The sequence below is a fragment of the Variovorax sp. P4_B11 genome (assembly GCF_056402355.1).
This window is the reverse complement of the sequence record NZ_JBFUHO010000060.1, coordinates 1-25,086: the sequence shown is the minus strand read 5'-3', so window position 1 is coordinate 25,086 and position 25,086 is coordinate 1. Positions and strand designations below refer to the sequence as shown.

Genomic DNA, 25,086 nt, shown 5'->3' with positions numbered 1-25,086 from the left:
GCCGCGCTGGGCGGGTCGATGGTGTGTGTGTCAGGGAAGCTTAGGCACCGGGGGGGGCGCCGTCTTGCGCAAACTCGCTGCGCTGGCGCGGTTCCGCGTTGTCGCGGCGGCGCGGCGGCGGGCGGGGTTGCACCCTTCGCTTCTAAGGCTCCGTTCGATGCACCCGCTAGACATACTGCGTCGTCACGTCAAAAACGTGATCGGGTGTGAGAGCCCGCTGTGAACAGGCCCTGCGCCTCACTCCCGCAGCGCGACCCGCAGCTTCGGGATCAGCGCCGCGGGGCCGTAGGAGCGCTTGCTGCGCCGGAATCCAGGCAGCCCCATGTCCTGCTCGAAATTGAGCCATCGCACCGGTCGCGCGAAGTTGCGGCAGAAGAGCTGGAACATGTAGGGATAGATGCCGACGTGGCTGTCCAGCCCCTTGGCGAAGCGCATCACGAAGACACCGGGCCGAAGCTCCTGCGCCAGCACGAAGCCCACAGGCTGGTCGCCCGCGAAATGCATGAAGCCTTCGAGGCCGAAGGTCGAGGCCTCGGCAATGGCCTCGAGGCAGGCAGACTCGTCGGCCTCGCCTTGGGCCTTGCCCTTCTGCGCCATCCAGCCCCACAGCACCTGCCGCGCGGCATCGGCCGTGCCGGCGCCGAAAGGAAGGCTGTACGGCGTGCAGCCGGCCAGCAACTGCCGCACCTGGTTGCGCTTCCTGGCCAGCGCCCGGCCCGGATAGTCGGTGAACTGCCGGGCCTCGAACAGGTAGTCGGCGTCGTCGGCTGAACTCCACTGGCGGAACTGCGACGGCGAGAGCCTTTCGGCGTGATGCAGCGCGATCGGGTACAGGCAGTCGTGGCCTTCGAGCAGCTTGCGCAGCACCTCGGGCGGCGCCTCATGCAACACGAACAGCGGCATCAGGTGCCGCGCACCGTCGTAGGCCCGGCCCGAGATGCAGGGCCAGTCGCCTGGGAGGAAGCGGTAGTCGTGCGCCTTGCGAAAGAGATAGAGGTTCGAGAAGGCGTGGTCCGACAGGCATCGCTCCGAGCTGCCCTCGCGCAGCCGCGCCAGGGCCGCCTCTATCGGTCGCTGCAGCGCCAGCGTGAGCGGCAAGCCACTCATGCAGTCACGCGGGCCACCTTGCGCACGCCGGGCGCAGGCGCATCGGCCGGCGGCCCCGCAAAGCACTGCGCGATCGAGAGCCATTGCCGTGCGGCGCCATTGCTGTAGCGCAGCACGGTGTCGGCCAGGTTGCGCCGCTGCGTCACCAGCAGGCAGAAGTCGAGCGCACTGCCGCGCACGAACTCGGGCGACGCCGGATCGCCCCAGCGCCAGTGATCCCCGTCCGGTGCATCGAGCTCGATGAATGGAACCACCGCCGGCACCGGCAGCTTGCGGTTGACGAAGCTCCAGCCGAAGGTGGTGACACCGATGTGGGCGATGTGCTTGAGCCGCGGCGTGCCGGCGCGCTCGCGGCCGACCACGTCCCACACGTCCTGCCCGTGCGCCCAGGTCTCCATCAGCCGCGCCGACGCGAACGAGCGCGCGCTCATGGTCGGCCCGTACCAGGGCAGCCGCGCCTTGGGGTCGAGCGCGGCCAGCAGGTCGGTGAGCCGCATCGCGATCGGCTCCCAGTGCGCGAGCAGCGCGGCGCCGTCGAGCTGGCCGTACTTCTCGCGCGCAATGGCGCCGATCTCCTTGCCGGTGGCGAGCACGGCCGTCAGCGCCGCGGTGTCGCGCGCGAAGCCCTCGGCATCGGTCGCCGAGAGGGTCGCCGTCTGGTCGAAATAGCAGAGGTGCGCGATCTCGTCCCAGGGCGTCCAGCGGTAGAAGTCGCTCTCGAGGCGCCATTGCGCGGGCGTCAGCGTGCGGCAGAGATCGGCGAGCGCGCGGTACTCGGCCCGCAGGTCGTCGGCGGTGTCCTTCATCGTGATTCCGGGGTTGGTGTCAAAGGCCCAGCTGCCGGGCCGCGAGGTCCTTCATGACCTCCTCGGAGCCGCCGCCGATCATCATGACCTTGACTTCGCGGTAGATGCGCTCGCTCTGCGTGCCGCGCATGTAGCCCATGCCGCCGAGCAGTTGCACCGCCTGGTCGGCGCAGAACTGCATCGCTTGCGTGGCCTGCACCTTGGCCAGGCAGACCCTCGCCACCAGCCGCGCCGGATCGGCCAGCTTGTGCTCGATGCGGTAGGCCAGCTCGTAGACCAGCGTGCGCGCGGCGTCGATGCGCAGCGTCATGTCCATGAGCTTGTGCCGCACCACCTGGCGCTCCGACAGCGGCATGCCGAAGGAGATTCGCTGGCGCGTCCAGTCGACCGCTTCCTTCAGGCAGACCTCGGCGAAGCCGCAGGCCGATGCCGACATGAACAAGCGCTCGGTGTTGAAGTTGTTCATGAAGGTCTTGAACCCCTTGTTCTCGACCCCGACCAGGTTGGCGACCGGCACCCGGCAGTTGTCGAAGCGCAGGTGCGCGGTGTCGGAACTCCACCAGCCCATCTTCTTGAGCGCCGTGCGCGTGAGGCCCGGGGTGTCGCCCTCGATCAGCAGCACCGAGATGCCGCCGGCGCCCTGGATGGCCGGGTCGGTGCGCACCGCGGTGGTGATGAAGTCGGCCCGCATGCCCGAGGTGATGAAGGTCTTCTCGCCGTTGACGACGTAGTGGTCGCCGTCGCGCACCGCGGTGGTCCTGAGCGCGGCGACGTCGGAGCCGCCCGAGGGCTCGGTGACCGCCAGCGCGGCGATCTTCTCGCCGGCCAGCACCGGCGGGATCACGCGCTGCTTGAGTTCCTCGCTGCCCGCGTGGAGGATCGGCGGCAGCGCGATGCTGTGCGAATTCAGCGAGGCCTGCAGCCCGCCGCCGCCGCAGCGCGCGAACTCCTCGGAGACGACGAGCTGAAAGAATACGTCGGCCGGCGTGCCGCCGTAGGCCTCCGGGTAGCCCAGGCCCTGCACGCCGAGCGATGCAGCGCGCGCATAGAGTTCGCGCGGAAAGGTCTCGGCCTCGTCCCACTCGGCGACGAAGGGCGTGATCTCGCGCGAGATGAACTCGCGCAGGCCGGCACGGAACTGTTCGTGCTCGGGCGTGAAATAGAAGGGCAGCGGCGGTGCCTCGAGGAATTCCATGGTGTCTCCTGTCTGCCGCAAGGCTAGCGCTGCGGGAGCGGCCGGTCTTGCGCCGACTGGCTGCGCGTCAGCATGTAGACACAAGCCACGCAAGCCTGGTCGCCTTACGCTGGAGGAATCGACAGCCTTCTGGAAGCCGCCATGCCATCCGCCGGACCCGAGACCGACATGACCCTGTTCGCCGCGCTCGATCGCGCCGCCCGCAAACACCCGGACATTGCCGCCTACATCGACGGCGAGCGATCCTTCTCGTTCGCGCAGACAGCCGAGGCTTCGCGGCGGCTGGCCGCCGCCCTGCTGGAACTGGGGCTGCGGCGCGGCGACCGCATCGCCCTGCTCTCGCACAACCAGATCGAGTGGCTGCAGCTCTTCTTCGCTGCCTCGCGCATCGGCGTGGCGGTGGTCGCGCTGAGCGCGCGCTACCGGGATGCCGAGATCGAATACATGCTGGCCGACAGTCGATGCCAGGCGGTGTTCACGCTGAGCCGGGCCGACGACTTCGACTGCCTCGCGATGTTCGAGCGGCTGGCGCAGCGGCTGCCCGCGTTGCGCCATGTGCTGCCGATCGACGGCGAGCGCTTCTCCGGGATGGCACGGCAGGATGCCGATGGGCAGGTGGAGGCCGCTTCGGCCGGCGTGCGGGCCGACGACCTCGCGATGGTGATCTACACCTCGGGCACCACCGGCCGGCCCAAGGGCTGCGCGCTCACGCACGCCAGCCTGCTGGCCTCGGCCTGGGGGCAGGCGCAGCACACCCAGGTACGGCCCGGCGAGCTGCTGCCGCTGGCCAACCCTTTCAACCATGTCGGCGGAATCACCTGCGGCATCCTGTCGCAGCTGCTGGCGGGCGGCAGCTGCGAGCTGGTGCCGGCCTTCAAGGCCAAGACGGTGCTCGACATGATCCGCCGACATCCGCCGGCGATCCTGGTCGGCGTTCCGACCATGCTGACGCTGCTGCTGATGCACCCGGATTCGGCATCGGTCGATCTCGGCAGCGTACGGCTCATCATCACCGGTGGCTCGAACGTCGACCAGACGCTGCTTGCGCAGCTGCAGGCGCGCATGCCGAAGGCGACGCTCATGAACCTCTACGGCCTCTCGGAAGCGTCCGGTGCGCTCGTGATGTCGCCGGCCGGCTGTGCCGACGCTGACCTGATGCAGGCCATCGGCCAGCCCTTGCAGGGCGTGGAGGTGCAGGCCATCGCGCCCGATGGCCGCGTGCTGCCGCCCGGCGAGATCGGCGAGCTGCGCTTTCGCGGGCTGGGCGTGGTGCGCGACTACATCGGTGCAGCGGCAGGATCGACGGCCTTCGCCGGCGGCTGGCTGCACACCGGCGACCTCGGAATGATCGACCAGCGCGGCTTCATCACGCTCAAGGGCCGTATGAAGGACATGTACATCCAGGGCGGCTTCAACGTCTATCCGGCCGAGGTCGAGGCGCTGATCGCCACCCATCCCGATGTACTGATGGTGGCCGGCATCGGCGTGCCGGACCCGGTGCTGGGCGAGGTCGGCCGCTACTTCGTGGTGCCCAAGGAGGGTCGCTCGCTGGAGGCGGCCGAGTTGCTGGCCTACTGCGCCGGGCGCATCGCCGACTACAAGATGCCGCGCCAGATGGTGCTGCGCAACACGCTGCCGATGACACCGGCGGGGAAGATCCACAAGGCGCAGTTGCGGACGGAAGCTAGCGACTGAGCGCAAGCCCCTCCCGGCCTCGCGGACGCGAAATCAATGTGGCGGCGCCGGCTGGCGTGCGTCCGGCCCCTGCGGGGACGCGGGCGGCCCGCCGCTGCCGTACCGGGCAATGTGCTTCACGTAGTCGCGCCATGCCGCCTGCGCCGCCCTGGCGCTCGCCTTCGCCGCGTCCACCGCTTGATCGGGCGACGCAGCGCCATCGTTCTTGAGAAACAGCCGGAACGCCTCGTCCGCTGCCCGCTGCGCCCGCCTGGCCAGCGCATCCGCCAATGTCGCCGCGGCCCTCAACTGGGCGGCATCCTGTGTGAACGGCTCCATGACACCTCCATATACGAAATTGGTTCTCATTTTCTCGAGGGCCAGTGTAGGGCGGTCGCCGGGATTGCGAAGGCGCCGGAAGCGCTATGCGAGAAGGAATACTGCATGCGCATACAGTTCGAATCGGGCCTCGCGCGCGATCGCCATGCGGCGAGCCACAATGGGCGGCAGGACCTCGGCCATGGAGTTCGATCATGCGCATCGGCGTACCGAAAGAGATCAAGGACAACGAGTACCGCGTCGGCCTGACGCCATCGGGCGTCAACGAGTTGCGGGCGCACGGGCATGAACTGCTGGTGCAATCCGGTGCCGGAATCGAGATCGGTCTCGACGACGCGCAGTACCGGCAGGCCGGCGCGGCATTGGCGCCAAGCGCCGAAGAGGTCTATGCCTGGGCGGAAATGATCATCAAGGTCAAGGAACCGCAGCCTGCGGAATGCCTGCTGCTGCGTGAAGGCCAGATCCTCTACGCCTACCTCCACCTGGCGCCGGACCCCGTCCAGACGGCGGCCCTGGTGAAATCCGGCGCCGTCTGCATCGCCTACGAGACCATCACCGGTCCCGGCGGCGGCCTGCCGCTGCTGGCCCCGATGAGCGAGGTGGCGGGGCGCATGGCGATCCAGGCCGGCGCCGCCTACCTCGAAAAGTCCAAGGGCGGCCTGGGGCTCCTGCTCGGTGGCGTGCCCGGCGTGCCGCCCGCCCATGTCGTGATCCTGGGCGCAGGCGTGGTCGGAACGAACGCCGTACAGATGGCCGTCGGCCTCGGGGCGAGGGTCACGATCCTCGACCGCAACATCGATCGACTTCGGTCCCTCGACCTGATCTTCGGCAATCGCGTGGAGACCGCGTACTCGACGACGCACGTGGTGGAAGCGCGCATCGCCGGCGCCGATCTGGTCATCGGCGGCGTCCTCATTCCAGGCGCCGCCGCGCCCAGGCTGGTGACGCGGCAAATGGTGGCCGGCATGAAGAAAGGAGCGGTCGTCGTGGATGTCGCCATCGACCAGGGCGGGTGTTTCGAGACTTCGCATGCAACGACGCACTCCGACCCCACGTTCGTCGTCGACGGCGTCATCCACTATTGCGTCGACAACATGCCCGGCGCGGTCCCGCGCACATCCACGTTCGCGCTCAACAACGCAACCCTCGGGCACGCCCTGGCGATCGCCGACAAGGGCTGGAAGCGAGCGGCCATCGACGACCCGCATCTGCGAGACGGACTCAACGTCGTGCACGGCCACGTGACGCACGAAGCCGTCGCGCGCAGCCTCGGACGCGACTACGTGGACGCCTCCGGCCTTCTCGCCTGACGCCGGCCCGTGCTGCAGCGCTACCGCAGGTACGCCAGGTCGCGAATGTCGGAGCGAATCGCGGCCCGATCTGCCCGATGCAGCGTCAGGCTGATCAGCAGTTCCAATCGGCGGCGCAGCGCGTAAAGCATCTGGATCGCCGCGTGGGCGGTTTCTTCGGGACTGCCGAGTGCGGCAATATCCGGAAAGTCCCACAAGGCAGCGTCGGGTTGGCCCGGCCATCGGGGCTGCACCGGCAGTGTCGCCTCGTCGAGCGTGATGACGAAATCCGCCCGAGGCGCGCCTGCCCGCGCCAGATCGACCCAGCTGTGGGGCGATATAGGCGGAACCGGGATGCTCGCGCTGGCGAGGGCGCCCACCGCGGCGGGATGAATCACCGCACCGATATGTCCGGGTTGGCCGCACGAGGTGACGGAAAAACCATCTCCTCCGAGGTGGGCAAGACAAGCCTGGGCAAGGATGCTGCGCAAGGAATTGCGGCGCGAGACGAAGATTACTGCAATGCGCTTTGCCATTGAAACCTGAACGCAACGAACGATGTGAACAGCGTAGAGCGGCGCAGGCGATGTCCGCAAGAGCGCTGACCCCAGGCCGGGCCCGGAGGCTCGGTGGCGATTGATCTTCGTCAAGGGCAGCGGCCATCCCGCGACCGAAGATGGTCCATTCGCATTCGAACGGACGCCCGTGGAATTCAGAACCATCCTTGTGCATCTCGACAGCTCGAGGCAATGCGCAGTTCGCGTCGATCTGGCGGCTTCGCTCGCCCGGGCCCGGGGCAGCCACCTGATCGGTCTCCTGCCGACGGGCCACCGCGACGGCAGCGCGGCATCGAAGGCGATCGAACATGACTTCAGGGAGCGCATCAGGATGTCCGGTCCCTTGTCCTTCGACCTTCGCCGGATCGACAGTGCATCGCCCGAAGCCATCGCCCGTTGCGGCCGCGCCGGCGAGCTGGTCGTCGTCGGCCAGGTGGACCGCGACAACTCGGAAGCCACCTGCCACGGATGCCTGCCCGAACAGCTCGCGCTCCAGGCGGAGCGGCCCGTCCTCATCGTTCCCTGCGAGCGGATCTCTGCATCGGTCGGCAAGCATCTGCTGGTCGCGTGGGAAGGCACGCGGGAGTCGGCGATGGCACTTCGCGGGCTGACGCCGTTGCTCTCCCGCGCCTCGAGCATCAGCCTGATTTCCCCGCTCAGGGAGAACCGCGCCCCGGGCGCCGGCACGTTGCCGGTGCCGAGGACCCTCGCCTGGCTGGGACGCTTCGGAATCCGGGCCGAAGCCATCCAGCACCCTCGCACCATGGGCCTCGCGGACGCCTTGCGGTCGCATCCGCCGCAAGAGGACATCGACCTTGTCGTGATGGGCGGCTACGAGCGCACCCGCCTGCGCGAGATGGTGCTTGGCGGCGTCGTGCAGGAGATCCTCACGCGCATGAAGGTGCCGGTGCTGATGGCGCCCTGATCGAGGACGCCGGATGATCCCCGACCGATCGACTCCAGGCCGCGAGCGAGGCCTTCGGCCGCACGGCAACCGTTTGCTCCTGGTCGCGGCGCTGCTCCTGGGCGCATGGTGCCTGACCCGTCCGGCCACGGCATCGGCAGCCGAGGCCATCACGGACCAGATGACGTCGACGCGCTTTCCCGTGAAGCAGGTCTTCACATTCCTGTTCCTGATGCTCGGGCCCTTCAAGATCATCGGGCCGTTCGCGAGCGCCACGAGGGGAGCGGACCCCGGGTTGACGCGTCGCATCGCCCTGTGGGCGACGCTCTACGCGAGCCTGGCGCTGCTGGTCGCGGCCTTCCTCGGAGAGGGCATCCTGAGCAGCTACGGAATTCCGTTGCCCGTGCTGGCCCTCTCCGGGGGGCTGATCCTGCTTCTGGTGGCCCTGATCAACATCCTCCAGCAGTTCCTGTCGCCGGCCTCGCACAGCGACGACGCCGGGAGCCCCGCGCCGACGCCCTCCATGAAGACCGCGCTGACGCCGCTGGCCTTTCCGGCGATCGTCACGCCGTACGGGATCGCGTCGCTGGTCGTGTTCCTGGCATTGAGCCCGGACGATCGGGGCCGCCTGACGATCGGCGCCATCATGCTGGCGATCATGGGGATCAACCTGTTCTTCATGCTCATGACCCGGCATATCCTGTCGGTCCTGGTCGTGGTGCTGCCGGTCCTGGGTGCCGTGCTCGGCATTGTTCAGGTCGCGCTCGGACTCCAGATCATCAACAACTCGCTCAAGGCACTGGGCCTCATGTGAGTGGCCCTAGGGCCTGTTCACACTATTTCCGGGGTCGCGAAGGCTTGCCAGGACGGGCCAATCAAGGCGCGCGACGCGGCATGTGCGTTGGCACATGCAAGGCGTGCAACGCCGAGTGGCTCGTCCTGGCAGGCCTTCCCTGCGGGTTGCCGGAAATAGTGTGAACAGGCCCTAGCCTTCGACGATGACCTCGAAGCGCTTCTCCCGGATCGCCTGCACGAACGCCCGGTAGTCGCTGCGGTTCTGGTCACAGTATTCGACCGAGAACTCGCCGATGGCATCGTCGAAGGTCTGCCCCGAGCCCATGTAGCCGGAGATCATCGCGGCGTCGCCGGAGCGGGCATGGGCGCGTGCCAGCGCCTGGGCGCACATGCGGCCGTATTGCCGAAGCAGGGCCGTGTCCCAGTCCTCGATGACCGCTGACATCTTCATGTCGCGCAGCTGGCGAACATAGAAATCGCGGCCGTTCATGCTCTGGGTCCATCCGAGGAACACGTCGCTGGCCGACTGCATCACGCGCTGCCCCACCACGACGCGCTGGCCGTTGTTGGAATGGATGCTCTTCCCCGCAAAGGGCTCGAGCACCGAGGGGCGCGCCTCCTTCACCTGCAGGAACAGCGGGTCGTCGTCCGCCGCCATGAACAGCGCGACGGCGCACGTCGTGCCGACGCTGCCCACGCCGACCACCTTGAACGCCAGGTCGAAGAAGTGGAAACGGTCGAACAGCGTGCGCGTGTGCTCGGGCAGGGTTTCGCGGTAGGAGGCGATCACCTCGGCATACCCCGACGTGAGGCCCGGGGCCATCTCGGCCGTCGGGTGGAAGATCAGGGGAGGCTCGTCCTTGATCCTGGGCCTTGTCCCCTCCTCCGAGACCAGCTTCGGGTACAGGTGGTCGGGCACGGTCTTGCGCCGTTCCGTTTCGATCCGCTCGGCCAGCCGCTTGCGGATATCCTGCAGGACGGCCGGATCGCCCGAACGATCCGCGTAGCGCTGCAGATCGATCTTGTCGTACCAGACGTCGAGGGCCCGCATCGACGCGTAATTGGCCATTCGTTCGCGATACTCGCGCGCCACGTCCGTCGCCACGCGCGCCGCGTCGCTGTCGGGAAGCCGCAGATGCTGCGCCGCGATCACCACGCTCCCGGCCAGGCGCTTGAGGTCCCACTCCCAGGGGGCCGGCAGCGTCTCGTCGAGGTCGTTGATGTCGAAGATGACATTGCGCTCCGGCGTCGCGAAGCCGCCGAAGTTCATCAGGTGGGCATCGCCGCAGGCCTGCACCCGGATCCCGCTGTTCGGCGTGCCGCCGAGGTCCGCGGCCATCAGCGCGGCGGAGCCGCGGTAGAAGGCGAACGGCGACGCGGACATGCGCCCGAAACGGATCGGGACCAGGTTCTCCACGCGGCCCTCGTTGGTCTCGAGGAGGAGCTCGACCGGATCGCGCCGGCCCTTCGGCGCCTTCCAACCGGCATGCGACACGCGCGGCACCTTGTCGCGCAGCGCCTTTCCCTTGGCGCGCCGTTGCTCGACGGATTCGTAGGGCGTCTTCGCTGGATTCGATGGGTCCGCGCGTTCGTTCTTGTTGCTCTTGGCCATATCCGTCCTCCTGGCAATTGATTCTTCCAAGCCGAAGTCTTCAGGGCATCCGCCGCGGGGCCGAACGGACACACCCGGAATGCTAAGAGGACGGCGCCCCTCCGGCTTGAGCCAGATCAAAGCCGCGCCGTCAGGGTCTACCCGTGTCGGCCGGTGGCCGGATTCAATCCGGACGCCCCTCGGTAAGCTGCCGGACGACCGCGTCGCGACCGAAGCGCTCGGTCGCAGCCGCGGCGGGATCGATCCAGTCCGGCAGGTGCAGCAGCAGGTAGACGGCCAGGCCCTCGAGCCGGGGCTCGTAGGTTCGCCGCAGTTGCCGGATGGCCTGCAAGGCGGCCTCGTCGTCACGCCAGTTCGGCAGGATCCGGCGGATGGTGGGGGTGAGAACCCGTAGCGCCTCGTCATCCATCCGGCGGGCGGACACCTGCTGCACCGGCGCCACGCGCAGCGACTCGCTGGCTTCGTCGAGGATGCGCCTCAAGGCCGAGAAGGTGGCGGTGGCCTGGTGACGCCGGGCGTCGTCGGCCCCGGCGATGAGCAGCGTGCACACGTCCAGCACCACCGCCAGGGAGCCCAGCCATGAATGGCCTTCGTGCTGCGAACGGTAGTACGCCAGCATCGGGTAGACGGCGTGGCTCTCGACCAGGTCGCTGGCCCAGATCTCCCAGTCCCTGAGCCAGCGTTCGAGCGCCTCGGGGCTGTCGTGCACATGCCAGCCGAGCAGCGCGGCCGCGGTCGGCGGCGAGCCGGCGCGGGCGGAGAATTCGATCAGCTGAAGATCGCGTCGGGTGAAGTGCTGATAGAGCACCGGCAGATAGCCGATGGTGAGCGCGATGAAGCCGAAGCCGGTGCCGGCTTCGACGATCACCAGCAGCCGCGCCAGCCAGTGGTGCGGCACGTTGTCGCCATAGCCGAGCGTGAAGAAGGCGTCGCCGCTGATGATGATCAGGCCGATCAGCGTGTCGGCGCCGGCTTCGGGCACCAGGCCCTGCAGCGCCCATTGCATCAACCCGAAACCGACGATCATGCTCGCGCCCCACAAGGCGAAGAGCATGACCATCGACAGCGGACCGTAGACCCCGATGAAGTCCTCGCGCCGACGGCCCTCGGGCCAACGGCCGGCGAACCAGGCCCAGACGTCCCAGGTGCACTTGAAGAAATAGCGGTTCAGCCGTACCCGCCGACGCACCGGGCGCGGCAGCAGCACCACTTCGAAGGCATCGATCAGGGTCGCCAGCACCAGGAGGGCGCCGAGCAGCAAGGCGATCAAGGGCATCGAGGACTGTCCGGTGAAGGAAACGCCCATCATGCCTCGTCTGCACCCGGGCCTTCTTTCGCCAGACGGTGCCGAAACCCCGCCGAAGCAAGGCGCCCGCCCGGCGGGCGCCCGCGCGGGCGCTCAGGCGGCTACGAAACTGAGTCGGGCCTCGTGCGGCAGCCCGTCGCGAACAATGGCCCGGGCGTCGTCGTCCGCGAAGTCGAAGAGCGCATCCGGGATCTCTTTTTCCTCGAGCGCGAAGAGAATCTCGATCGCTTCCTGCTGCTCACTGGAAAATGCGCTGGCCTGGCTCAACTGATTGAACTTCGCGGCCGTCTCCTTCGGGGCTAGTGGGTGCAGCTCGAGCAGCTCGAGCACGAGCTTGATCTGCGAAGGCGTGAGGGGCTTGGGCGCGGCGGAACGCTTCATGGCGTCTGATCCTTTGGGTTGGGGCTCGGGACTGTTCCCTGGCCGTGGAATCAGTCTCTTCGCCGATTCTTAAGCGTCGCTGAAATGCGCGTAAAGAACCATGCCGGGTCGTAAAAACTCGGCATCCGTGTGAGGAAAGTCTCGCGCCGCGGCGTCGAGCGGTGTCGTTCCTGCGACATCCGAACCGGAGCGTTCAAGCTCACCCGGCGGCAGCATCTCCGTCATCCGGGGGGTCGCCCTCCGCCGCCCCCCGGTACCAGCGCGGATAGAACGACGCCACCTGCGGCCCATCGGTCGCCAACGCGTGGCAGCCGTCGAGCTGGAAGGGCTTCTGCGTCCCGGACACCGCGAGCTCGGTGCCGGCCAGGGTCTGCAGCACGCCGGTGCCCATGGTGCGCAGCAGTTCCGACATGTGGGTGCAGCCGCGCACGCCGCCGAACAATCGCACCGCGGCGCGGTTGAAGCCGGGGCCGACGCGCAGGCCGATCAGCGCCGCATAGTCGGGCGCGATCGCGCCGCAGATGCCGTCGAAAGGCGCCGAATCGGTGGCGGCCACGGCGTCGACGATCAGCGCGGTGGCATCGACCGTGAGCCGCAGCCACATCGAATGGATCGGCACCCCGCCCTGCCGCTCGCCGCCCGGGAAGCGGAAGTCGTGGGCCCGCACGTCCTCCAGATGGCCTTCGACCTCCCAGAGGCCGTCGGCGCGGCGGAAACCCCGGATCGTGATGGTGCGGCCGTGCACCTCGGTGCGTTCGGCGGAAGATGGCGGCAATGGCATGGCAGGAGCGTCGATGATGCCATCCGCGCGCGACCCGCGTCTTGCGTGCAATGGCTGTGCCGCGACAGCGAGTTGGCGCAAGCCGCGCGCGCGGCCGCTCGCTAAGCTGCCATCTCCAGCGACATTCGATCGACAGCGAGGAGCCAGACCGCCATGACCACACCCCCGAGCGCAGCCAAAACCGTCCGCATCGGAGGGGCCTCGGGCTTCTGGGGCGACAGCATGGTGGCCGCGCCGCAGCTCGTGAAGCTCGGCCGGCTCGACTACCTGGTGTTCGACTTCCTGGCCGAGACCACGATGTCGATCCTGGCCTCCGCGCGCGCCAGGAAACCCGAGCTGGGCTACGCCACCGACTTCGTCGACATCGCGATGAAGTCGGTGCTGGCCGAGGTCAAGCGCCAGGGCATCAAGGTGGTGAGCAATGCCGGCGGCATCAACCCGCACGGCTGCGCCGCCGCGCTGCAGGCGCTGGCCGAAGCCGAGGGCGTGGCGCTGCGCATCGCGGTGGTCGAGGGCGACGACGTCGGCGCGCAGATGCCGCAGCTGCGCGAGGCCGGCACGCGCGACATGTTCACGGGCGAGGCGCTGCCCGAGAAGGTGCTGAGCGCCAACGCCTACCTGGGGGCGCTGCCGATCGCGGCCGCGCTGGCGGCCGGCGCCGAGGTGGTGATCACCGGACGCTGCGTCGACAGCGCGGTCACGCTCGGCCCGCTGATGCATGAATTCGGCTGGACGCCCGACGACCACGACCTGCTGGCCTCGGGCAGCCTCGCGGGCCACATCATCGAATGCGGCTGCCAGGCCACCGGCGGCCTGCACACCGACTGGGAAGACATCCCCGACTGGGCCCACATGGGCTACCCGATCGTCGAGTGCCATGCCGACGGCAGCTTCGTCGTCACCAAGCCCGAGGGCACCGGCGGCAAGGTGATCCGCGCCAACGTGGCCGAGCAGCTGCTCTACGAGATCGGCGACCCGGGCGCCTACCTGCTGCCCGACGTGAGCTGCGATTTTCGCGCAGTGGCGATCGAACAGGCGGGCCCCGACCGCGTGCGCGTGGGCCCGGCGCGCGGACGGGCGCCCTCGCCGAGCTACAAGGTCTCGGCGACGCAGCTCGACGGCTTGCGCTGCGCCGGCAGCATGGTCTTCATCGGCATCGATGCCGAGAAGAAGGCGGTGCGCACGGCCAAGGCGATCATCGAGCGCACCGGCGAGATCCTGCAGCAGATGGGCCTGCCTCCCTTCACCTCGACCTCCTTCGAGGTGATCGGCGCCGAGTGGCTCTACGGCCCGCATTCGCGCACGCGCCAGGTGCGCGAGGTCACGATGCGGGTGGTCGCCAACCATCCGCAGAAGGCAGCGCTGGCAATGTTCGCACGCGAGATCGCGCCCTCGGGCACCTCCTGGGCGCCGGGCACCACCAGTCCCGGCGGCGGACGGCCTGCGGTCTCGCCGCTGATCAAGCCCTTCGCGTTCACGCTGGCCAAGGCCCAGGTCCCGGTGGCCTTCGTGCTCGACGGCGAGCGGCATGCGGTCGCCATCCCGTCAGGTGCCGACGGCGGGCCGGCCGCGCCGATGGCCGATCCTGCGGCCTTCACCGGGGACCACGGCGAGAAGGTCGAGGTCCGGCTGATCGACCTGGCCTGGGCCCGCAGCGGCGACAAGGGAAACATGTCCAACATCGGCCTGGTCGCGCGCCGGCCCGAATGGCTGCCGCTGCTGTGGGACCGGGTCACGCCCGAGTTCGTGCGCGGCTACTTCGCGCACCTGGTGCACGGCAAGGTCGAGCGCTTCCACCTGCCCGGCATCGCGGCCATGAACCTGCTGCTGCACGACGCCCTCGACGGCGGCGGGCCGTCGTCGATGCGCATGGACCCGCTGGGCAAGGGCATGGCGCAGATGCTGCTGGATGCGACGGTGCGGGTGCCGCGCAGCGTGGCGGAGTCAGCTCGACGACACGGCTGAGCGCACCTGTCTCAGGCCGCGGTGCCGGCCTCCGGCCCACCGCCCTCCAGCTTCGTGTACCCGGGGTCGAAGGCATGCACCCGCGCGCTGGGCTTCCGGTTGAACAGCAAGCGCAGCACATCGGGTCGCCGCGTTCAATCGTGCAGCAGCGACTCCATCAACTGGCGCACGATCGCCAGCCCCGGTGCCTCCGTGCGCCGGCGCAGCGTGATCAGCCCGAAACGCGCGGTGCGCTCCATCGGCGGCTTCATCCTGAGCTCGACCAGGTCGGGTGCCGCGGCGCGGATCGCCAGCAGCACCGCATCGGTATGCCGCGCCACCTCGATCAGGCTCGAGACCTCCTCGCACTGCAGCGTCACGCACTGTGACGGATGGGCCTGCGGCCCGTAGGCCTCGATCAGGCTGCGGGCCACCTCGTCGCTCAGCGGCGTCGAGGCGATCGGGTAGCGCTGCACATCTTCGAAGCGCACGCCGTTGCGCTTGCGCGCCAGCGGATGGCCGCGCCGGCACATGAAGACGCCGCGCATCTCGCGCAGCATGCTCACTTCGAGGTCGACACCGGGCGCCAGCGAACGCGCATCGAGCACCAGCGCATCGAGCGTCCGGGCGCGCAGAGCCTGCGTCAGCAGCTCGGTCCCGCCGCGCGCCACGACCACCCGCACCTTCGGATGGTGGGTCGCCATGTGCATCAGCAGCGGCGTCATCAGCATCGCGCCCGGCCCCGAGCCCATGCCGATGCGGATGGCGCCGCCCTGCCCCTGGCGCATCTGCCGGCCGCTGTCGCGCAGCTCGCCCGCCTCGAACACCAATTGCCTCGCACGCACCACCACGTCGCGCCCGAACGGCGTGAGCTCGCTGCGGCGGCCGATGCGGTCGAACAGCGGCATGCCGAGCTCGTCCTCGAGCGCGCGGATGCTGCGGCTGAAGGCCGGCTGGGTGATGCACATCGCCTGCGCGGACTTGCTGAACGAGCCGCTCTCGGCCAACGCGATCAGGTGCCGGAGTTGCACCAGCGTCATGGGACGGCCCTCGAAGATCCATGCATTGAAGTAATCATCTGGCGGACAACAATGCATTGGATGTTCTCATGCGCCACTCCTACGATGCAAGCGCGTCCCCCATGTCGAGGGACGGCCCCACAGCCCATCGTCAGGAACCCCATGAAGCGCTTCTTCCAACGTTCGATCACCGGCCTGCTGCTGCTGGCCGCAGGCGCCGCCTTCGCCCAGTCCTACCCGAGCAAGCCGGTCAACCTGATGGTGCCGTACCCCGCGGGCGGCCCTTCGGATGCCGCCGCGCGCATCTTCACCGTGCCGCTGGGCAAGGAACTGGGGCAACAGGTGATCGTCGAGAACCTCGGCGGCGTCGCCGGCGCGCTGGCCGCGCAAAAGGTGCTGGCGGCGCCCGCCGACGGCTACTACCTGTTCCAGGGCTCGCCCAACGAAGTCATCCTTGCGCCGCTGGCCAACGCCGCCGTGAAGCTCAAGGCCGAGGACTTCCGCCTGGTGCATCCGGTGACCGATGCGGTGATGGTGGTGGTCGCGCGCAAGGAACTCCCCGCCAACAACATCGACGAGTTGATCGCGCTGGCGCGCAAGTCGGGCGACAAGCCGCTGACCTACGGCAGCGTGGGCATCGGCTCGCTCTACCACCTGATCCTCGAGGACGTGCAGCGCCGCACCGGCATCCAGCTGATCCATGCACCCTACAAGGGCAACGCACCGCTGTTGCAGGACATCGGCGGCGGCCAGGTCGATTTCGCGGTGCTGGTGTACAGCGCCGGCATGGGCGCGATGGCCGACCAGGGTCGGCTGAAGGTGATCGGCCAGCTCGGCGCCCAGCGCTCGGAGCTGCTGAAGAACGTGCCCACCGTGAGCGAGGGCAAGGAGCTGAAGGATTTCTCGTTCCAGATCTGGAGCGGCTTCATGGTGCCGAAGAACACGCCGGAAGACGTGGTGCAGCGCTTGCACAAGGCGATCGGCGCCACCTTGAAGGACCCCGGCGTGCGCTCGCAGCTGGCGGCCCAGACGCAGTTGGCGGCGCCGCCGATGTCGCTGGCCGAAGCGGCGAAGTTCTACGAGAACGAGACCGCACGCTACCGTGCGATCGCCAAGTCGATCAACCTGCAACCGCAATAGGCAACAGGAATCCCATGAGCGCACTCCTCGATCAACTGCACAGCCAGGCGGAAGAATTCATCGGCCTGCGACGCGACATCCACCACCACCCCGAGCTCGCCTTCGACGAGCACCGCACCGCGGCACTGGTGGCCGAGAAGCTGCAGGCCTGGGGCTACGAGGTCGAGCGCGGACTCGGCGGCACCGGCGTGGTGGGCCGGCTGGTGCGCGGCAGCGGCCGGCGCCGGCTGGGCCTGCGCGCCGACATGGACGCGTTGCCGATCGACGAGGCCACCGGCCTCGGCTACGCCAGCTGCAACGCCGGCGTGATGCATGCGTGCGGCCACGACGGCCACACCGCGATGCTGCTGGCCGCCGCCCGGCATCTGGCCGAGCGGGGCCGCTTCTCGGGCACGCTGAACCTGATCTTCCAGCCGGCCGAGGAAGGCGGCGGCGGGGCGCTGCGGATGATGAACGACGGGCTGTTCGACAAGTACCCGTGCGATGCGATCTTCGCGATGCACAACATGCCGGGCATGCCGCAAGGGCGCCTGGTGCTGCGCGAAGGCCCTGCGATGGCCTCCTCCGACTACGCCACGGTCACCCTCACCGGGGTCGGCGGCCACGGCGCCATGCCGCACCGCGCGACCGACCCGGTCGTCGCGGCGGCCAGCATCGTGATGGCGCTGCAGACCGTGGTGTCGCGCAACGTCGACCCACTGCAGATGGCCGTGGTCACGGTCGGCGCGATACACGCCGGCAAGGCCAACAACGTGATCCCTCAGCAGGCGACGCTGGAGATCAGTATCCGCGCGCTCGACCGCGAGGTGCGCGCCACGCTCGAGCGGCGCGTGAAGGCGCTGATCGCCGCCCAGGCCGAGAGCTTCGGTGTCACGGCGCGGATCGACTGGCGGCCGGGCTATGCGGTGCTGGTCAACACGCCCGAGGAGACCGCCTTCGCACGCGAGGTGGCGCTCGAACTGCTCGGCGCCGACAAGGTCACGCTGCAAGGGCCGGCCCTGCCGGGCAGCGAGGACTTCGCCTTCATGCTCGAGAAGCTGCCGGGCAGCTACCTGTTCATCGGCAACGGCGACGGCGACAGTGCCGGCGCCTGCATGGTGCACAACCCGGGCTACGACTTCAACGACGACAACGTGGCGATCGGGTCGGCGTACTGGGCGCTGCTGGCGGAGCGCTTCCTGGCGGCCTGAAGAATAGCGCACCGGTACATCGGCTGATGGCAGGCCATTCTCGCTGACCTTTCGTGCCGGTGCGGCGCGCGGCGCATAATATGCGCCCCTCCATCCGGAAGCGCTGACATGGAACAGTTCGATCAGGCGAAGGTCGTCTCCGTGCTCAACCGGCTACTTGAAGCCGAGCTGGCCGGCGTGGTGCGCTACACGCACTACTCCTTCTTGGTGTTTGGTTTCGGCCGCATTCCCATCGTCTCGTGGCTGCGCGAACAGGCCGACGAATCGCTGCTGCACGCGCAGCAGATCGGCGAGTGGATCACCACGCTCGGCGACTACCCCTCGCTCGCGATCGGGCCACTGCTCGATTCGCACCAGCACGACATCGCCGCCATGCTGCGCGAATCGCTCGACACCGAGGCGCGTGCGCTGGCCCTGTACCGCGAGCTGCTGTCGCACGTGGGAGGCCGCTCGGTGGCGCTGGAGGAGTTCGCGCGGCAGATGATCCACGCCGAGGAGTTGCACGCCGCGGACGTCGACAAGATGCTGCGCAAGCCAGGCAACGTGGCGGCGTTCTCGCCGAAGCCGGTGTCCTGAGCCTTCTGCCGCTCACGGTCGGCAGCATGAATGTTGCACTGGCCCCGCGTCGGAGCCGAAGCAGGCGCGACAAACGAATATCAACCGTGCCGAACAGCAATATGAACTCGCCGAGACCGCCGACCCCGCACGAGTTCGCCGTACTGCGCGTGCTTCGTGCGGATGCTGAACGCCTGCCGCGCACAGCCGCGAGGATGGCTGCGACCTATCTCCCCACCATTCAGGTGCCCGACTCCTGGCGGCCCGTGCTGGCACGAGCGCTCGACGAGCAAGCCGGCAATGCGACATGTCCGCCGCTGGACGAGTTGCATGCCGAGTACGGCAGACTCGGTGCCTGGCTGCCCGCGTCATATCACGGCGATGCCATGGACGCGCGATTCTGGCTAGTGGGTCTGGACGAGCGCGCGGCCGAATACCTGCCCCGACCATCAATCAAACCCTGATCGACGCACCCGCATCGTCATCTCGCGAAACGCCTTCGATATTCCACAAGGCTCACACCCAGTCGACGACCAAACGCCCGCCGAAAGCCGTCCACATTCGCATAGCCCACCGCATCGGCCAGTCGTTTGGCCGGCAAGTCCGACTCCTCGGCCAAGCGACGAGCTGCGTCGATCCTCGCATTCTCGACAAACTCCGCGGGCGTCGTCCCGGTCTCGCTGCGGAAGATCCGCGCGAAGCTCCTTTCGCTCATGCCTGCGCGTGACGCCAGGACGGGCACGGACAGATCGTCCTTCAGATTCGCAAGCACGTAGTCCTGCACCTCGCGCACACCGGAATGCTCGGACGTCTGCGCCGCCAGGTGGGCACTGAACTGGCTCTGGCCGCCGGGACGCTTGAGGAACATCACCAGCTCGCGCGCCACGCGCAGCGCGAGTTCGCGGCCGTGATCCTCTTCCACCATCGCGAGTGCGAGATCCATGCCGGCGGTCACCCCGGCGGAGGTGAAGAGCTTGCCGTCCTTCACATGGATGGCGTCCGCTTCGACGCACGTACGGGGGTATGCCGCCGCGAGGCGGGCAGCGGAATTCCAGTGAGTCGCCACCCGCTTGCCGTCGAGGAGCCCGCTGGCCGCCAGCACGAAGGCGCCGGTGCATACCGAGCCATAGCGTCGCACGGCGCGAGACTGGCGCCGCAGCCAGTCGTGCAACTGGACGTCGCTCGCCATGTCCTCGATGTTGGGGCTGCCCGCGACGAGCAAGGTGTCGATGGACCCGCGATGGGTCGCCACGGTCGCGTCGACGGCCAGGCGCAACCCGCTGCTGGTCTTGAGCATGCCTTCCTCGGTGCCGATCACCTGCACCTGATAGGCACGGGGCTTGCCGAGCTGGCGCGATGCCTCGGCGAATACGTCGGCAGGCCCTGCGACATCAAGCAGTTGGACACGGGGAAATGCGAGTATGGCGATGCGCATGGCTGACAAAGCCCAATGATTGGCAGAAAACGCCGTACGTTGGCAAGGGCGATGACGGAAGTTTGGCAGAAACTAGCAGTCCCTGCAAAAGCTGCCAAAGGAACCTGCTGTGCAAAGCCCGTCCATGAACCCGTCCCTCCCGTTGTATCCGCATGGCGAATCTTCCGTACGCAACCTGCCTGTCAGCCTGTTTGGATCGGTCATGGGCCTCTCTGGGCTGGCCCTTGCCTGGCGACTTGCGCACAGCAGCCTGGGTGCGCCGGCCTTTGTCGGCGAGGCCATCGGAGCGTTCGCTCTGGGCGTCTTCCTGCTTGTCTCTTTGGGCTATCTGGCGAAGCTCGCAAAGCATCCGGAGGCCGTGCATGCAGAGTTTCATCACCCCGTGGCCGGCAACTTCTTCGGCACCATCGTGATCTCGGTTCTCTTGCTGTCCGCCGTCGTCGGGCCGTATCACGCGCCCGCCGCGCGTGCCATCTGGACCGTGGGAGTGCTGGCGACTTTCGCGCTGAGCTTCGTCGTTGTCTCCCGCCTGCTCAGAGGTCAGGTGGAGGCGTCGCACGCCGTGCCGGCCTGGCTGATTCCGGGCGTGGCCACGCTCGACATCGCCGTGACCGGCGGACACATGCCCATGGCTTGGACTGCGGAACTCAATCTGATTGCCGGCGCAGTCGGCGCCGTGCTGGCGCTCGTGCTCTGCGTGATGATCGTCAGCCGGCTTGTGCATCGCGACCCGCTTGCGCCCGCAATGACGCCGTCATTGATGATTCTGGTGGCGCCCTTCGCAGTGGGCTTCCTCGCGTACAGCAGTATCGTTGGCGGCATCGACCGCTTCGCCGCGCTGCTCTTCTACTTCGGGCTGTTCATGTTCGCCGTGGTCGCGCCGAAAGTGTTCCGCCCGAGCATCGAGTTTTCTCCGGCTTGGTGGACGATCGGCTTTCCGATGGCGGCGCTGGCCAACGCAGCGCTGAAGTATGCGCAATTCCGGGCGAGCGGGCCGCTCTGGGTCCTCGCCACAGTGCTGCTGGGCGCGCTGAGCTTGGCGTTGGCGGTTCTTACGGTACGGACGGTGCGGATCGCGCTCAACGGAACGCTGTTCACATGAGCCGGGGTTGCCTTCGCACGCAATCGGCTGCTGGTTTTTCGCATGCAGATGGTGGTGGGTGAACGGCCGGGCCCCGGGCGGCCGTCGGCCTACAGAAGATCCTTCAGCCGCGCCCGCAGCCGGCTGATCGCCTGGCTGTGCAGCTGGCAGACCCGGCTCTGGCTGACTTCGAGGATGGCGCCGATCTCGCGCAGGTTCAGCTCTTCCTCGTAGTACAGGTTCAGCAGCAGCTGGTCGCGCTCGGGCAGGGCCGAGATGGCGTCGATCAGCTGGTGGCGAAAGCCGCTCTCGAGCAGCTGCTCGAGCGGATCGTCGCTGGCACCCTGGCCCTTGCGGGCCTGCTGCGCGTGCAGGTCGAGGAACGGATTCTCCGATTCGCCCTTCGCGAAGTCCTCGACATAGACCAGCTGGCAACCATGGATCTCCTGCAGCAGCGACTGGTAGGCCTCCAGGTCCATCTTCAGTTCCTTCGCGATCTCCCCTTCGGTCGGAGATCGGCCGAGCCGGTGCTCGAGCGCGTGGATCGCCTTCTCGACCGCGCGCGCCGACTGGCGCAGTCCGCGCGAGCCCCAGTCGCTGGCACGCAGCTCGTCGAGCATGGCGCCGCGGATGCGCTGGCTGACGAAGGTCTCGAACTGCGCGCCCTTGTTGTCCTGGTAGCGGCTCGACGCATCGAGCAGGCCCAGCATGCCGGCCTGGATCAGGTCGTCGAGCTCGACGCTCGCCGGCAGCTTGGCGATCATCTGCAGCGCGATGCGTCGCACCAGCGGCTGGTGTTGCGCCAGCAGGTGAGACTTCTCAATGGTGCCCTGTGCGGTGTACACGTGCGGTCCTTTGTTGCTTGACGGTTGATCGGTTCGTTTCGCTCAGGCGACGGCCGTGCTCGGCACCGGCGTCGCCCGAAGGGACGGCAGGTCGATGCGCGGACCGCCCGGCGGCGCCGCGACGGATCGCGGGCCGCGCCCGCGCGCAACGGCCGTGCGCCAGGGCCAGCCGGCCATGTCGACCGCGATGCGGCGGAAATCCACCGCCGCCGGGCTGGCCGGGAAGGCCTCCACCACGGTCTGCCGCAGACGCCGCGCGTCCGCCAGATGTGGATCGGAACGCACCCAGCCGGCCGCCTCGAGCGACACCGCGAGGTAGCGGCTGCCGGTGCTGGCGAGGTTGTGGGTGATCCGTTGCGCCTCCTCGGCGCCGGCCACGCCGTCGACCAGGAAGCGCAGCTGCTTCAGCCCGTGCGCGTAGTGCAGTCTCTTGATGCCCGCATAGGCCGCGGTGATCGACGCCGCGTTCGGCTGCAGCACCAGCAGCAACTCGTCCGCCAGCCGGGCCAGCGGCGACAGCCGGCCCTCGCTGTCGGTCTGGGCGTCGATCAGCACCACGCCGCCGGGACACAGCACCCTCGGATCGATCTCGGCATGCCGATCGCCGAGCGGTGCCGGCAGCACGCCGACGCCGCAGTCGGCGCGGGCGATCGCGCCGTCGCGGGTCAAGCGCCGATCGGCGACATCGGCCAGGTCGCCGAGCGGGTCGATGGCCCAGGCGGCGCAGATCGCCGCCGCCGTGCCGCCGTGCTCATCGAGGACCAGCACGTCCTTGCCCTGATGGACCAGGGCCGCGCCCAGGTTCATGGTGGCGTCCGAGGCGCCACCGCCGGGCCCCATGCCCGCGACGGCGATGACGCGCGTGGGCGTATGCGCCAGCAGGCGCCGCAATCCGTCCGCCTGATCTGCAACCAGCTTGCTCATGCGTCGCTCCTCAACCCTGTTGCGCCAGCACCCTGGGCTGCCGGGTCGGCGCGGTGGACTCGGTGCCGAGCGCTTCGAGCAGCACGAAGAGCTTGCCGACACCCACGAACAGCGCGTTGCCGGTCAGCGGCCTGCTGGAACGCACCGGCCGCCCGGTGAGCTGGTTCAGCAGCATTCGCGTTCGATCGGCCCACTCGCCCTTCGCCTGCAGCAGCCGCCACACGGTGGTGCTCACCTGGCCGGCGACGAGCAGCCGCTTCATCATGTCGGGGTCGCCCAGCTCGCCGATGCCGCCGATCAGTTGCACGCCCTGGCGCAGCAGTCGGAAACAGGGGTCGGCCTCGGCCGCCCAGCCCTGCCATTGCGCGAGTTGCTGCGCGCTCACCGCGTGGCCGAGGTTCGACAGCAGGTAGCTCTGGGCCAGGATCTTCTGGCCGCGCGCATCGAGCACACGCGTGACCACGCAGCGCAGCCGGGGCAGCGCACGCGGGTCGATGGCGGCCGAGGGGCTGATCCTCAGCAGCACCTCGGCCTGCGCCTCGCACTGCAGCGCGGGCTTGCCGCGGAACACCACGGCACGCGCCTCGCCGAACGCCAGCCCGAGCCGGGCCAGCTTGCCCGAGGCCTCGGTCACAGGGTCGATCACCGCGGTCGAGCCGGGTGCCCGCGCCAGCCAGCGCTGGCTCTGGGCCTGCCATTCCACCATCGACTCCAGGCTCGGCAGCCGAGGCAGCACGTGCACCAGCGTGCGGCCGAGCGACTGCTGCCGCAGCCACTGGACCTGGCGCAGACCCGGCCTGCGCCGGGCCTCCATGCCGCCCCCAACGGCCGCCGTCGACAGCCACTGGTTGGGTGCGGCGAGCGGCAGGCCGCTGCGGTCGGACAACAGCAGGCTGCCCTGGCATTCGTAGGCATCGCCGCCTTCGTTCGAGCGCAGGCCGAGCTGTCCCGAAAGGGCCAGCACATGGGCATCGCAGCCGGCGGCAATCTCGCTGCGCGCCTGCGCCATCAGGTCCTCCAGCACCGACTTCTGGCCGATGGCCTCGTCGCCCGCGTTGCGCCAGAGGCGGCGCGCGCCCTCGAATCCGATCTGCGCCCCGGCCAGTGCGCCGGCCGCGGTCGCAAGCTCCTGGGCGTCATGCGCCATGGCGCGGATCAGGTTCTGGTATTGCAAGCGCAGCCGGTCGGTCTCGGCCTGCGCCTGAACGACCTGGGCGGAGGGCGCGGCGCCCGCGGGCTCGTCGGGCATGTCGGCCTCGGCCGGCACGAACAGCGGGTTGTGGCGGCGCGGCTGGAACACGCTGTCGACCAGTTGCGAACGATCGGCCAGCATCAGGTTCTCGGGCACCTTCTGGCCGCTCGAGATGTAGTGCACCGGCAGCCGGTGGCGGATCACGGTGTCGATCAGCGCGCCCGGATGCGTGGCCTCGTCGACCTTGGTGAAGATGCAGCCCGCCAGGTCGTTGCCGCCGCCGCCGTGGCGATAGGCGTGCACCACCTCGTTGAGCGTGTCGCCATGGCTGGTCGCGTTGAGCAGCAGCAGCCGCTTGACCGGCCGGTGGCTGTTGCACAGCATCGCGATCTGGTCCGACACCGAGCGGTCGCGCTGGCTCATGCCGACCGTGTCGATCAGCACCATGTGCTTGTCGCGCAGGTCCTGCAACACCAGGTGCAGGTCGGCCGCGTCCTTCACCGCGAACACCGGCACGTCAAGGATCTGGCCGTAGATGCGCAGCTGCTCGTAGGCGCCGATCCGGTAGCTGTCGGTGGTCACCAGCGCCAGCTTGTCGGCGCCGAAGCGCATCACGCAGCGCGCCGCCAGCTTGGCGGTGGTGGTGGTCTTGCCGACACCGGTCGGGCCCATCAGCGCATAGACCCCCCCCTGCGCGAGCAACGCATCCTCGTCCTCGTGCACCGGCACGGCGCGGATCAACTCGGCGCGGGCGAAGGCCATGCCCTCGGCGTAGCTCTGCCCGGTGGGCAGCTTCTCGAGCATGGCCTTCGACAGCTTGGCGCTGAAGCCCGCGCCAAGAAGCGTGCGCAGCAGCCGGCTACGCACCGGGTCCTGGCGCTGGCGGTCGTTCCAGACCACGCTCGCGAGCTGCTCCTCGAGCATGCCGCGCATCGAGTGGAGTTCGTTCATCACCAGGTCGGTCGGCGCGGCCGGGGCGAGCGGCGCGGCCGGGGCGAGCGGCGCGGCCGCGGCG

24 protein-coding genes are annotated in these 25,086 nt (G+C 68.6%); 10 read left to right on the top strand and 14 right to left on the bottom strand.

Annotated features, from left to right (window positions below; genetic code table 11):
* Positions 1 to 237 precede the first annotated feature (237 nt).
* The 3 genes from AC1DYD_RS33315 to AC1DYD_RS33305 are packed head-to-tail and all read right to left on the bottom strand — an operon-like array spanning position 238 to position 3,108.
* Positions 238 to 1,107: a phosphatidylglycerol lysyltransferase domain-containing protein gene (locus tag AC1DYD_RS33315; RefSeq protein ID WP_478177015.1), complete on the bottom strand. Its 870-nt coding sequence runs from the start codon at positions 1,105 to 1,107 to the stop codon at positions 238 to 240.
* A complete protein-coding gene (locus tag AC1DYD_RS33310; protein WP_478177014.1) occupies positions 1,104 to 1,913 on the bottom strand; it encodes a TIGR03084 family metal-binding protein in 810 nt (269 codons plus the stop codon). The genes AC1DYD_RS33315 and AC1DYD_RS33310 overlap by 4 nt, the downstream gene beginning before the upstream one ends.
* A gap of 19 nt (positions 1,914 to 1,932) precedes the next feature.
* Positions 1,933 to 3,108 (bottom strand): acyl-CoA dehydrogenase family protein, encoded by a 1,176-nt coding sequence (locus AC1DYD_RS33305; protein WP_478177013.1) that lies wholly within the window; start codon positions 3,106 to 3,108, stop codon positions 1,933 to 1,935.
* A gap of 141 nt (positions 3,109 to 3,249) precedes the next feature.
* Between AC1DYD_RS33305 and AC1DYD_RS33300 the strand changes: the two genes are divergently transcribed.
* Complete coding sequence (locus AC1DYD_RS33300; protein ID WP_478177012.1) at positions 3,250 to 4,803, top strand: class I adenylate-forming enzyme family protein; 1,554 nt, start codon at positions 3,250 to 3,252, stop codon at positions 4,801 to 4,803.
* A gap of 33 nt (positions 4,804 to 4,836) precedes the next feature.
* Here AC1DYD_RS33300 and AC1DYD_RS33295 read toward each other — a convergent pair whose 3' ends face one another.
* Positions 4,837 to 5,121, bottom strand: a complete 285-nt coding sequence (locus AC1DYD_RS33295; RefSeq protein ID WP_478177011.1) for a hypothetical protein — start codon at positions 5,119 to 5,121, stop codon at positions 4,837 to 4,839.
* Positions 5,122 to 5,315: 194 nt separating this feature from the next.
* Between AC1DYD_RS33295 and ald the strand changes: the two genes are divergently transcribed.
* Complete coding sequence (ald, locus tag AC1DYD_RS33290) at positions 5,316 to 6,431, top strand: alanine dehydrogenase (protein ID WP_478177010.1); 1,116 nt, start codon at positions 5,316 to 5,318, stop codon at positions 6,429 to 6,431.
* 20 nt (positions 6,432 to 6,451) lie between these two features.
* Here the strand turns inward: ald and AC1DYD_RS33285 are convergent, their stop codons facing one another.
* Entirely contained in the window at positions 6,452 to 6,946 is a 495-nt protein-coding gene (locus tag AC1DYD_RS33285) for an arsenate reductase/protein-tyrosine-phosphatase family protein (RefSeq protein WP_478177009.1), read from the bottom strand.
* 169 nt (positions 6,947 to 7,115) lie between these two features.
* Here AC1DYD_RS33285 and AC1DYD_RS33280 point away from each other — a divergent pair, with 169 nt between their 5' ends.
* Together AC1DYD_RS33280 and AC1DYD_RS33275 are read left to right on the top strand one after the other, a co-directional pair.
* A complete protein-coding gene (locus AC1DYD_RS33280) occupies positions 7,116 to 7,892 on the top strand; it encodes a universal stress protein (RefSeq protein WP_478177008.1) in 777 nt (258 codons plus the stop codon).
* A gap of 13 nt (positions 7,893 to 7,905) precedes the next feature.
* The gene (locus AC1DYD_RS33275; RefSeq protein WP_478177007.1) at positions 7,906 to 8,685 is read left to right on the top strand and encodes a MarC family protein; all 780 of its coding nucleotides are present in this window, start codon (positions 7,906 to 7,908) and stop codon (positions 8,683 to 8,685) included.
* Between the two features lie 171 nt (positions 8,686 to 8,856).
* Here the strand turns inward: AC1DYD_RS33275 and AC1DYD_RS33270 are convergent, their stop codons facing one another.
* The 4 genes from AC1DYD_RS33270 to AC1DYD_RS33255 all read right to left on the bottom strand — a co-directional run bounded on the left by AC1DYD_RS33270 (position 8,857) and on the right by AC1DYD_RS33255 (position 12,746).
* Positions 8,857 to 10,278 carry a DUF2252 domain-containing protein gene (locus AC1DYD_RS33270; RefSeq protein WP_478177006.1) on the bottom strand — a complete coding sequence of 474 codons (1,422 nt, stop codon included), beginning with the start codon at positions 10,276 to 10,278 and terminating at the stop codon, positions 8,857 to 8,859.
* 163 nt (positions 10,279 to 10,441) lie between these two features.
* The gene (locus tag AC1DYD_RS33265; protein WP_478177005.1) at positions 10,442 to 11,587 is read right to left on the bottom strand and encodes a potassium channel family protein; all 1,146 of its coding nucleotides are present in this window, start codon (positions 11,585 to 11,587) and stop codon (positions 10,442 to 10,444) included.
* Between the two features lie 90 nt (positions 11,588 to 11,677).
* The gene (locus AC1DYD_RS33260; RefSeq protein WP_478177004.1) at positions 11,678 to 11,965 is read right to left on the bottom strand and encodes a hypothetical protein; all 288 of its coding nucleotides are present in this window, start codon (positions 11,963 to 11,965) and stop codon (positions 11,678 to 11,680) included.
* A gap of 199 nt (positions 11,966 to 12,164) precedes the next feature.
* Positions 12,165 to 12,746 carry a DUF2889 domain-containing protein gene (locus AC1DYD_RS33255; RefSeq protein WP_478177003.1) on the bottom strand — a complete coding sequence of 194 codons (582 nt, stop codon included), beginning with the start codon at positions 12,744 to 12,746 and terminating at the stop codon, positions 12,165 to 12,167.
* A gap of 153 nt (positions 12,747 to 12,899) precedes the next feature.
* Here AC1DYD_RS33255 and AC1DYD_RS33250 point away from each other — a divergent pair, with 153 nt between their 5' ends.
* Positions 12,900 to 14,711 carry an acyclic terpene utilization AtuA family protein gene (locus tag AC1DYD_RS33250; RefSeq protein ID WP_478177002.1) on the top strand — a complete coding sequence of 604 codons (1,812 nt, stop codon included), beginning with the start codon at positions 12,900 to 12,902 and terminating at the stop codon, positions 14,709 to 14,711.
* Positions 14,712 to 14,845: 134 nt separating this feature from the next.
* On the opposite strand, the gene AC1DYD_RS33245 is transcribed toward AC1DYD_RS33250, so the two are convergent.
* Positions 14,846 to 15,730, bottom strand: a complete 885-nt coding sequence (locus AC1DYD_RS33245; RefSeq protein ID WP_478177001.1) for a LysR family transcriptional regulator — start codon at positions 15,728 to 15,730, stop codon at positions 14,846 to 14,848.
* Positions 15,731 to 15,871: 141 nt separating this feature from the next.
* On the opposite strand from AC1DYD_RS33245, the gene AC1DYD_RS33240 reads away from it, so the two are divergent.
* From AC1DYD_RS33240 to AC1DYD_RS33225, 4 genes are all read left to right on the top strand, one after another.
* The gene (locus AC1DYD_RS33240; protein ID WP_478177000.1) at positions 15,872 to 16,849 is read left to right on the top strand and encodes a tripartite tricarboxylate transporter substrate binding protein; all 978 of its coding nucleotides are present in this window, start codon (positions 15,872 to 15,874) and stop codon (positions 16,847 to 16,849) included.
* Between the two features lie 14 nt (positions 16,850 to 16,863).
* Entirely contained in the window at positions 16,864 to 18,039 is a 1,176-nt protein-coding gene (locus tag AC1DYD_RS33235) for a M20 aminoacylase family protein (RefSeq protein ID WP_478176999.1), read from the top strand.
* 108 nt (positions 18,040 to 18,147) lie between these two features.
* Entirely contained in the window at positions 18,148 to 18,615 is a 468-nt protein-coding gene (locus AC1DYD_RS33230; RefSeq protein ID WP_478176998.1) for a ferritin-like domain-containing protein, read from the top strand.
* Between the two features lie 86 nt (positions 18,616 to 18,701).
* Complete coding sequence (locus AC1DYD_RS33225) at positions 18,702 to 19,058, top strand: hypothetical protein (RefSeq protein ID WP_478176997.1); 357 nt, start codon at positions 18,702 to 18,704, stop codon at positions 19,056 to 19,058.
* A 17-nt stretch (positions 19,059 to 19,075) separates the two neighbouring features.
* Here the strand turns inward: AC1DYD_RS33225 and AC1DYD_RS33220 are convergent, their stop codons facing one another.
* Positions 19,076 to 20,029, bottom strand: a complete 954-nt coding sequence (locus AC1DYD_RS33220; RefSeq protein WP_478176996.1) for a GlxA family transcriptional regulator — start codon at positions 20,027 to 20,029, stop codon at positions 19,076 to 19,078.
* A gap of 124 nt (positions 20,030 to 20,153) precedes the next feature.
* Here AC1DYD_RS33220 and AC1DYD_RS33215 point away from each other — a divergent pair, with 124 nt between their 5' ends.
* Entirely contained in the window at positions 20,154 to 21,131 is a 978-nt protein-coding gene (locus AC1DYD_RS33215) for an SLAC1 anion channel family protein (RefSeq protein ID WP_478176995.1), read from the top strand.
* Positions 21,132 to 21,220: 89 nt separating this feature from the next.
* Here AC1DYD_RS33215 and AC1DYD_RS33210 read toward each other — a convergent pair whose 3' ends face one another.
* From AC1DYD_RS33210 to flhF, 3 genes are all read right to left on the bottom strand, one after another.
* Positions 21,221 to 21,955: an RNA polymerase sigma factor FliA gene (locus AC1DYD_RS33210; protein ID WP_478176994.1), complete on the bottom strand. Its 735-nt coding sequence runs from the start codon at positions 21,953 to 21,955 to the stop codon at positions 21,221 to 21,223.
* Between the two features lie 42 nt (positions 21,956 to 21,997).
* Positions 21,998 to 22,879: a MinD/ParA family ATP-binding protein gene (locus AC1DYD_RS33205; RefSeq protein ID WP_478176993.1), complete on the bottom strand. Its 882-nt coding sequence runs from the start codon at positions 22,877 to 22,879 to the stop codon at positions 21,998 to 22,000.
* A 10-nt stretch (positions 22,880 to 22,889) separates the two neighbouring features.
* A partial coding sequence (flhF, locus tag AC1DYD_RS33200) for a flagellar biosynthesis protein FlhF (RefSeq protein ID WP_478176992.1) occupies positions 22,890 to 25,086 on the bottom strand: 2,197 nt, incomplete at its 5' end.

Coding starts and splice junctions, on each gene's coding strand:
- AC1DYD_RS33250 (WP_478177002.1), top strand. CDS start 12,900: ATGACCACACCCCCGAGCGCAGCCAAAACCGTCCGCATCGGAGGGGCC.
- AC1DYD_RS33300 (WP_478177012.1), top strand. CDS start 3,250: ATGCCATCCGCCGGACCCGAGACCGACATGACCCTGTTCGCCGCGCTC.
- AC1DYD_RS33270 (WP_478177006.1), bottom strand. CDS start 10,278: ATGGCCAAGAGCAACAAGAACGAACGCGCGGACCCATCGAATCCAGCG.
- AC1DYD_RS33215 (WP_478176995.1), top strand. CDS start 20,154: ATGAACCCGTCCCTCCCGTTGTATCCGCATGGCGAATCTTCCGTACGC.
- AC1DYD_RS33245 (WP_478177001.1), bottom strand. CDS start 15,730: ATGACGCTGGTGCAACTCCGGCACCTGATCGCGTTGGCCGAGAGCGGC.
- AC1DYD_RS33230 (WP_478176998.1), top strand. CDS start 18,148: ATGGAACAGTTCGATCAGGCGAAGGTCGTCTCCGTGCTCAACCGGCTA.
- AC1DYD_RS33255 (WP_478177003.1), bottom strand. CDS start 12,746: ATGCCATTGCCGCCATCTTCCGCCGAACGCACCGAGGTGCACGGCCGC.
- AC1DYD_RS33265 (WP_478177005.1), bottom strand. CDS start 11,587: ATGATGGGCGTTTCCTTCACCGGACAGTCCTCGATGCCCTTGATCGCC.
- AC1DYD_RS33310 (WP_478177014.1), bottom strand. CDS start 1,913: ATGAAGGACACCGCCGACGACCTGCGGGCCGAGTACCGCGCGCTCGCC.
- AC1DYD_RS33305 (WP_478177013.1), bottom strand. CDS start 3,108: ATGGAATTCCTCGAGGCACCGCCGCTGCCCTTCTATTTCACGCCCGAG.
- AC1DYD_RS33285 (WP_478177009.1), bottom strand. CDS start 6,946: ATGGCAAAGCGCATTGCAGTAATCTTCGTCTCGCGCCGCAATTCCTTG.
- AC1DYD_RS33260 (WP_478177004.1), bottom strand. CDS start 11,965: ATGAAGCGTTCCGCCGCGCCCAAGCCCCTCACGCCTTCGCAGATCAAG.
- AC1DYD_RS33235 (WP_478176999.1), top strand. CDS start 16,864: ATGAGCGCACTCCTCGATCAACTGCACAGCCAGGCGGAAGAATTCATC.
- AC1DYD_RS33315 (WP_478177015.1), bottom strand. CDS start 1,107: ATGAGTGGCTTGCCGCTCACGCTGGCGCTGCAGCGACCGATAGAGGCG.
- AC1DYD_RS33205 (WP_478176993.1), bottom strand. CDS start 22,879: ATGAGCAAGCTGGTTGCAGATCAGGCGGACGGATTGCGGCGCCTGCTG.
- AC1DYD_RS33240 (WP_478177000.1), top strand. CDS start 15,872: ATGAAGCGCTTCTTCCAACGTTCGATCACCGGCCTGCTGCTGCTGGCC.
- AC1DYD_RS33275 (WP_478177007.1), top strand. CDS start 7,906: ATGATCCCCGACCGATCGACTCCAGGCCGCGAGCGAGGCCTTCGGCCG.
- ald (WP_478177010.1), top strand. CDS start 5,316: ATGCGCATCGGCGTACCGAAAGAGATCAAGGACAACGAGTACCGCGTC.
- AC1DYD_RS33220 (WP_478176996.1), bottom strand. CDS start 20,029: ATGCGCATCGCCATACTCGCATTTCCCCGTGTCCAACTGCTTGATGTC.
- AC1DYD_RS33295 (WP_478177011.1), bottom strand. CDS start 5,121: ATGGAGCCGTTCACACAGGATGCCGCCCAGTTGAGGGCCGCGGCGACA.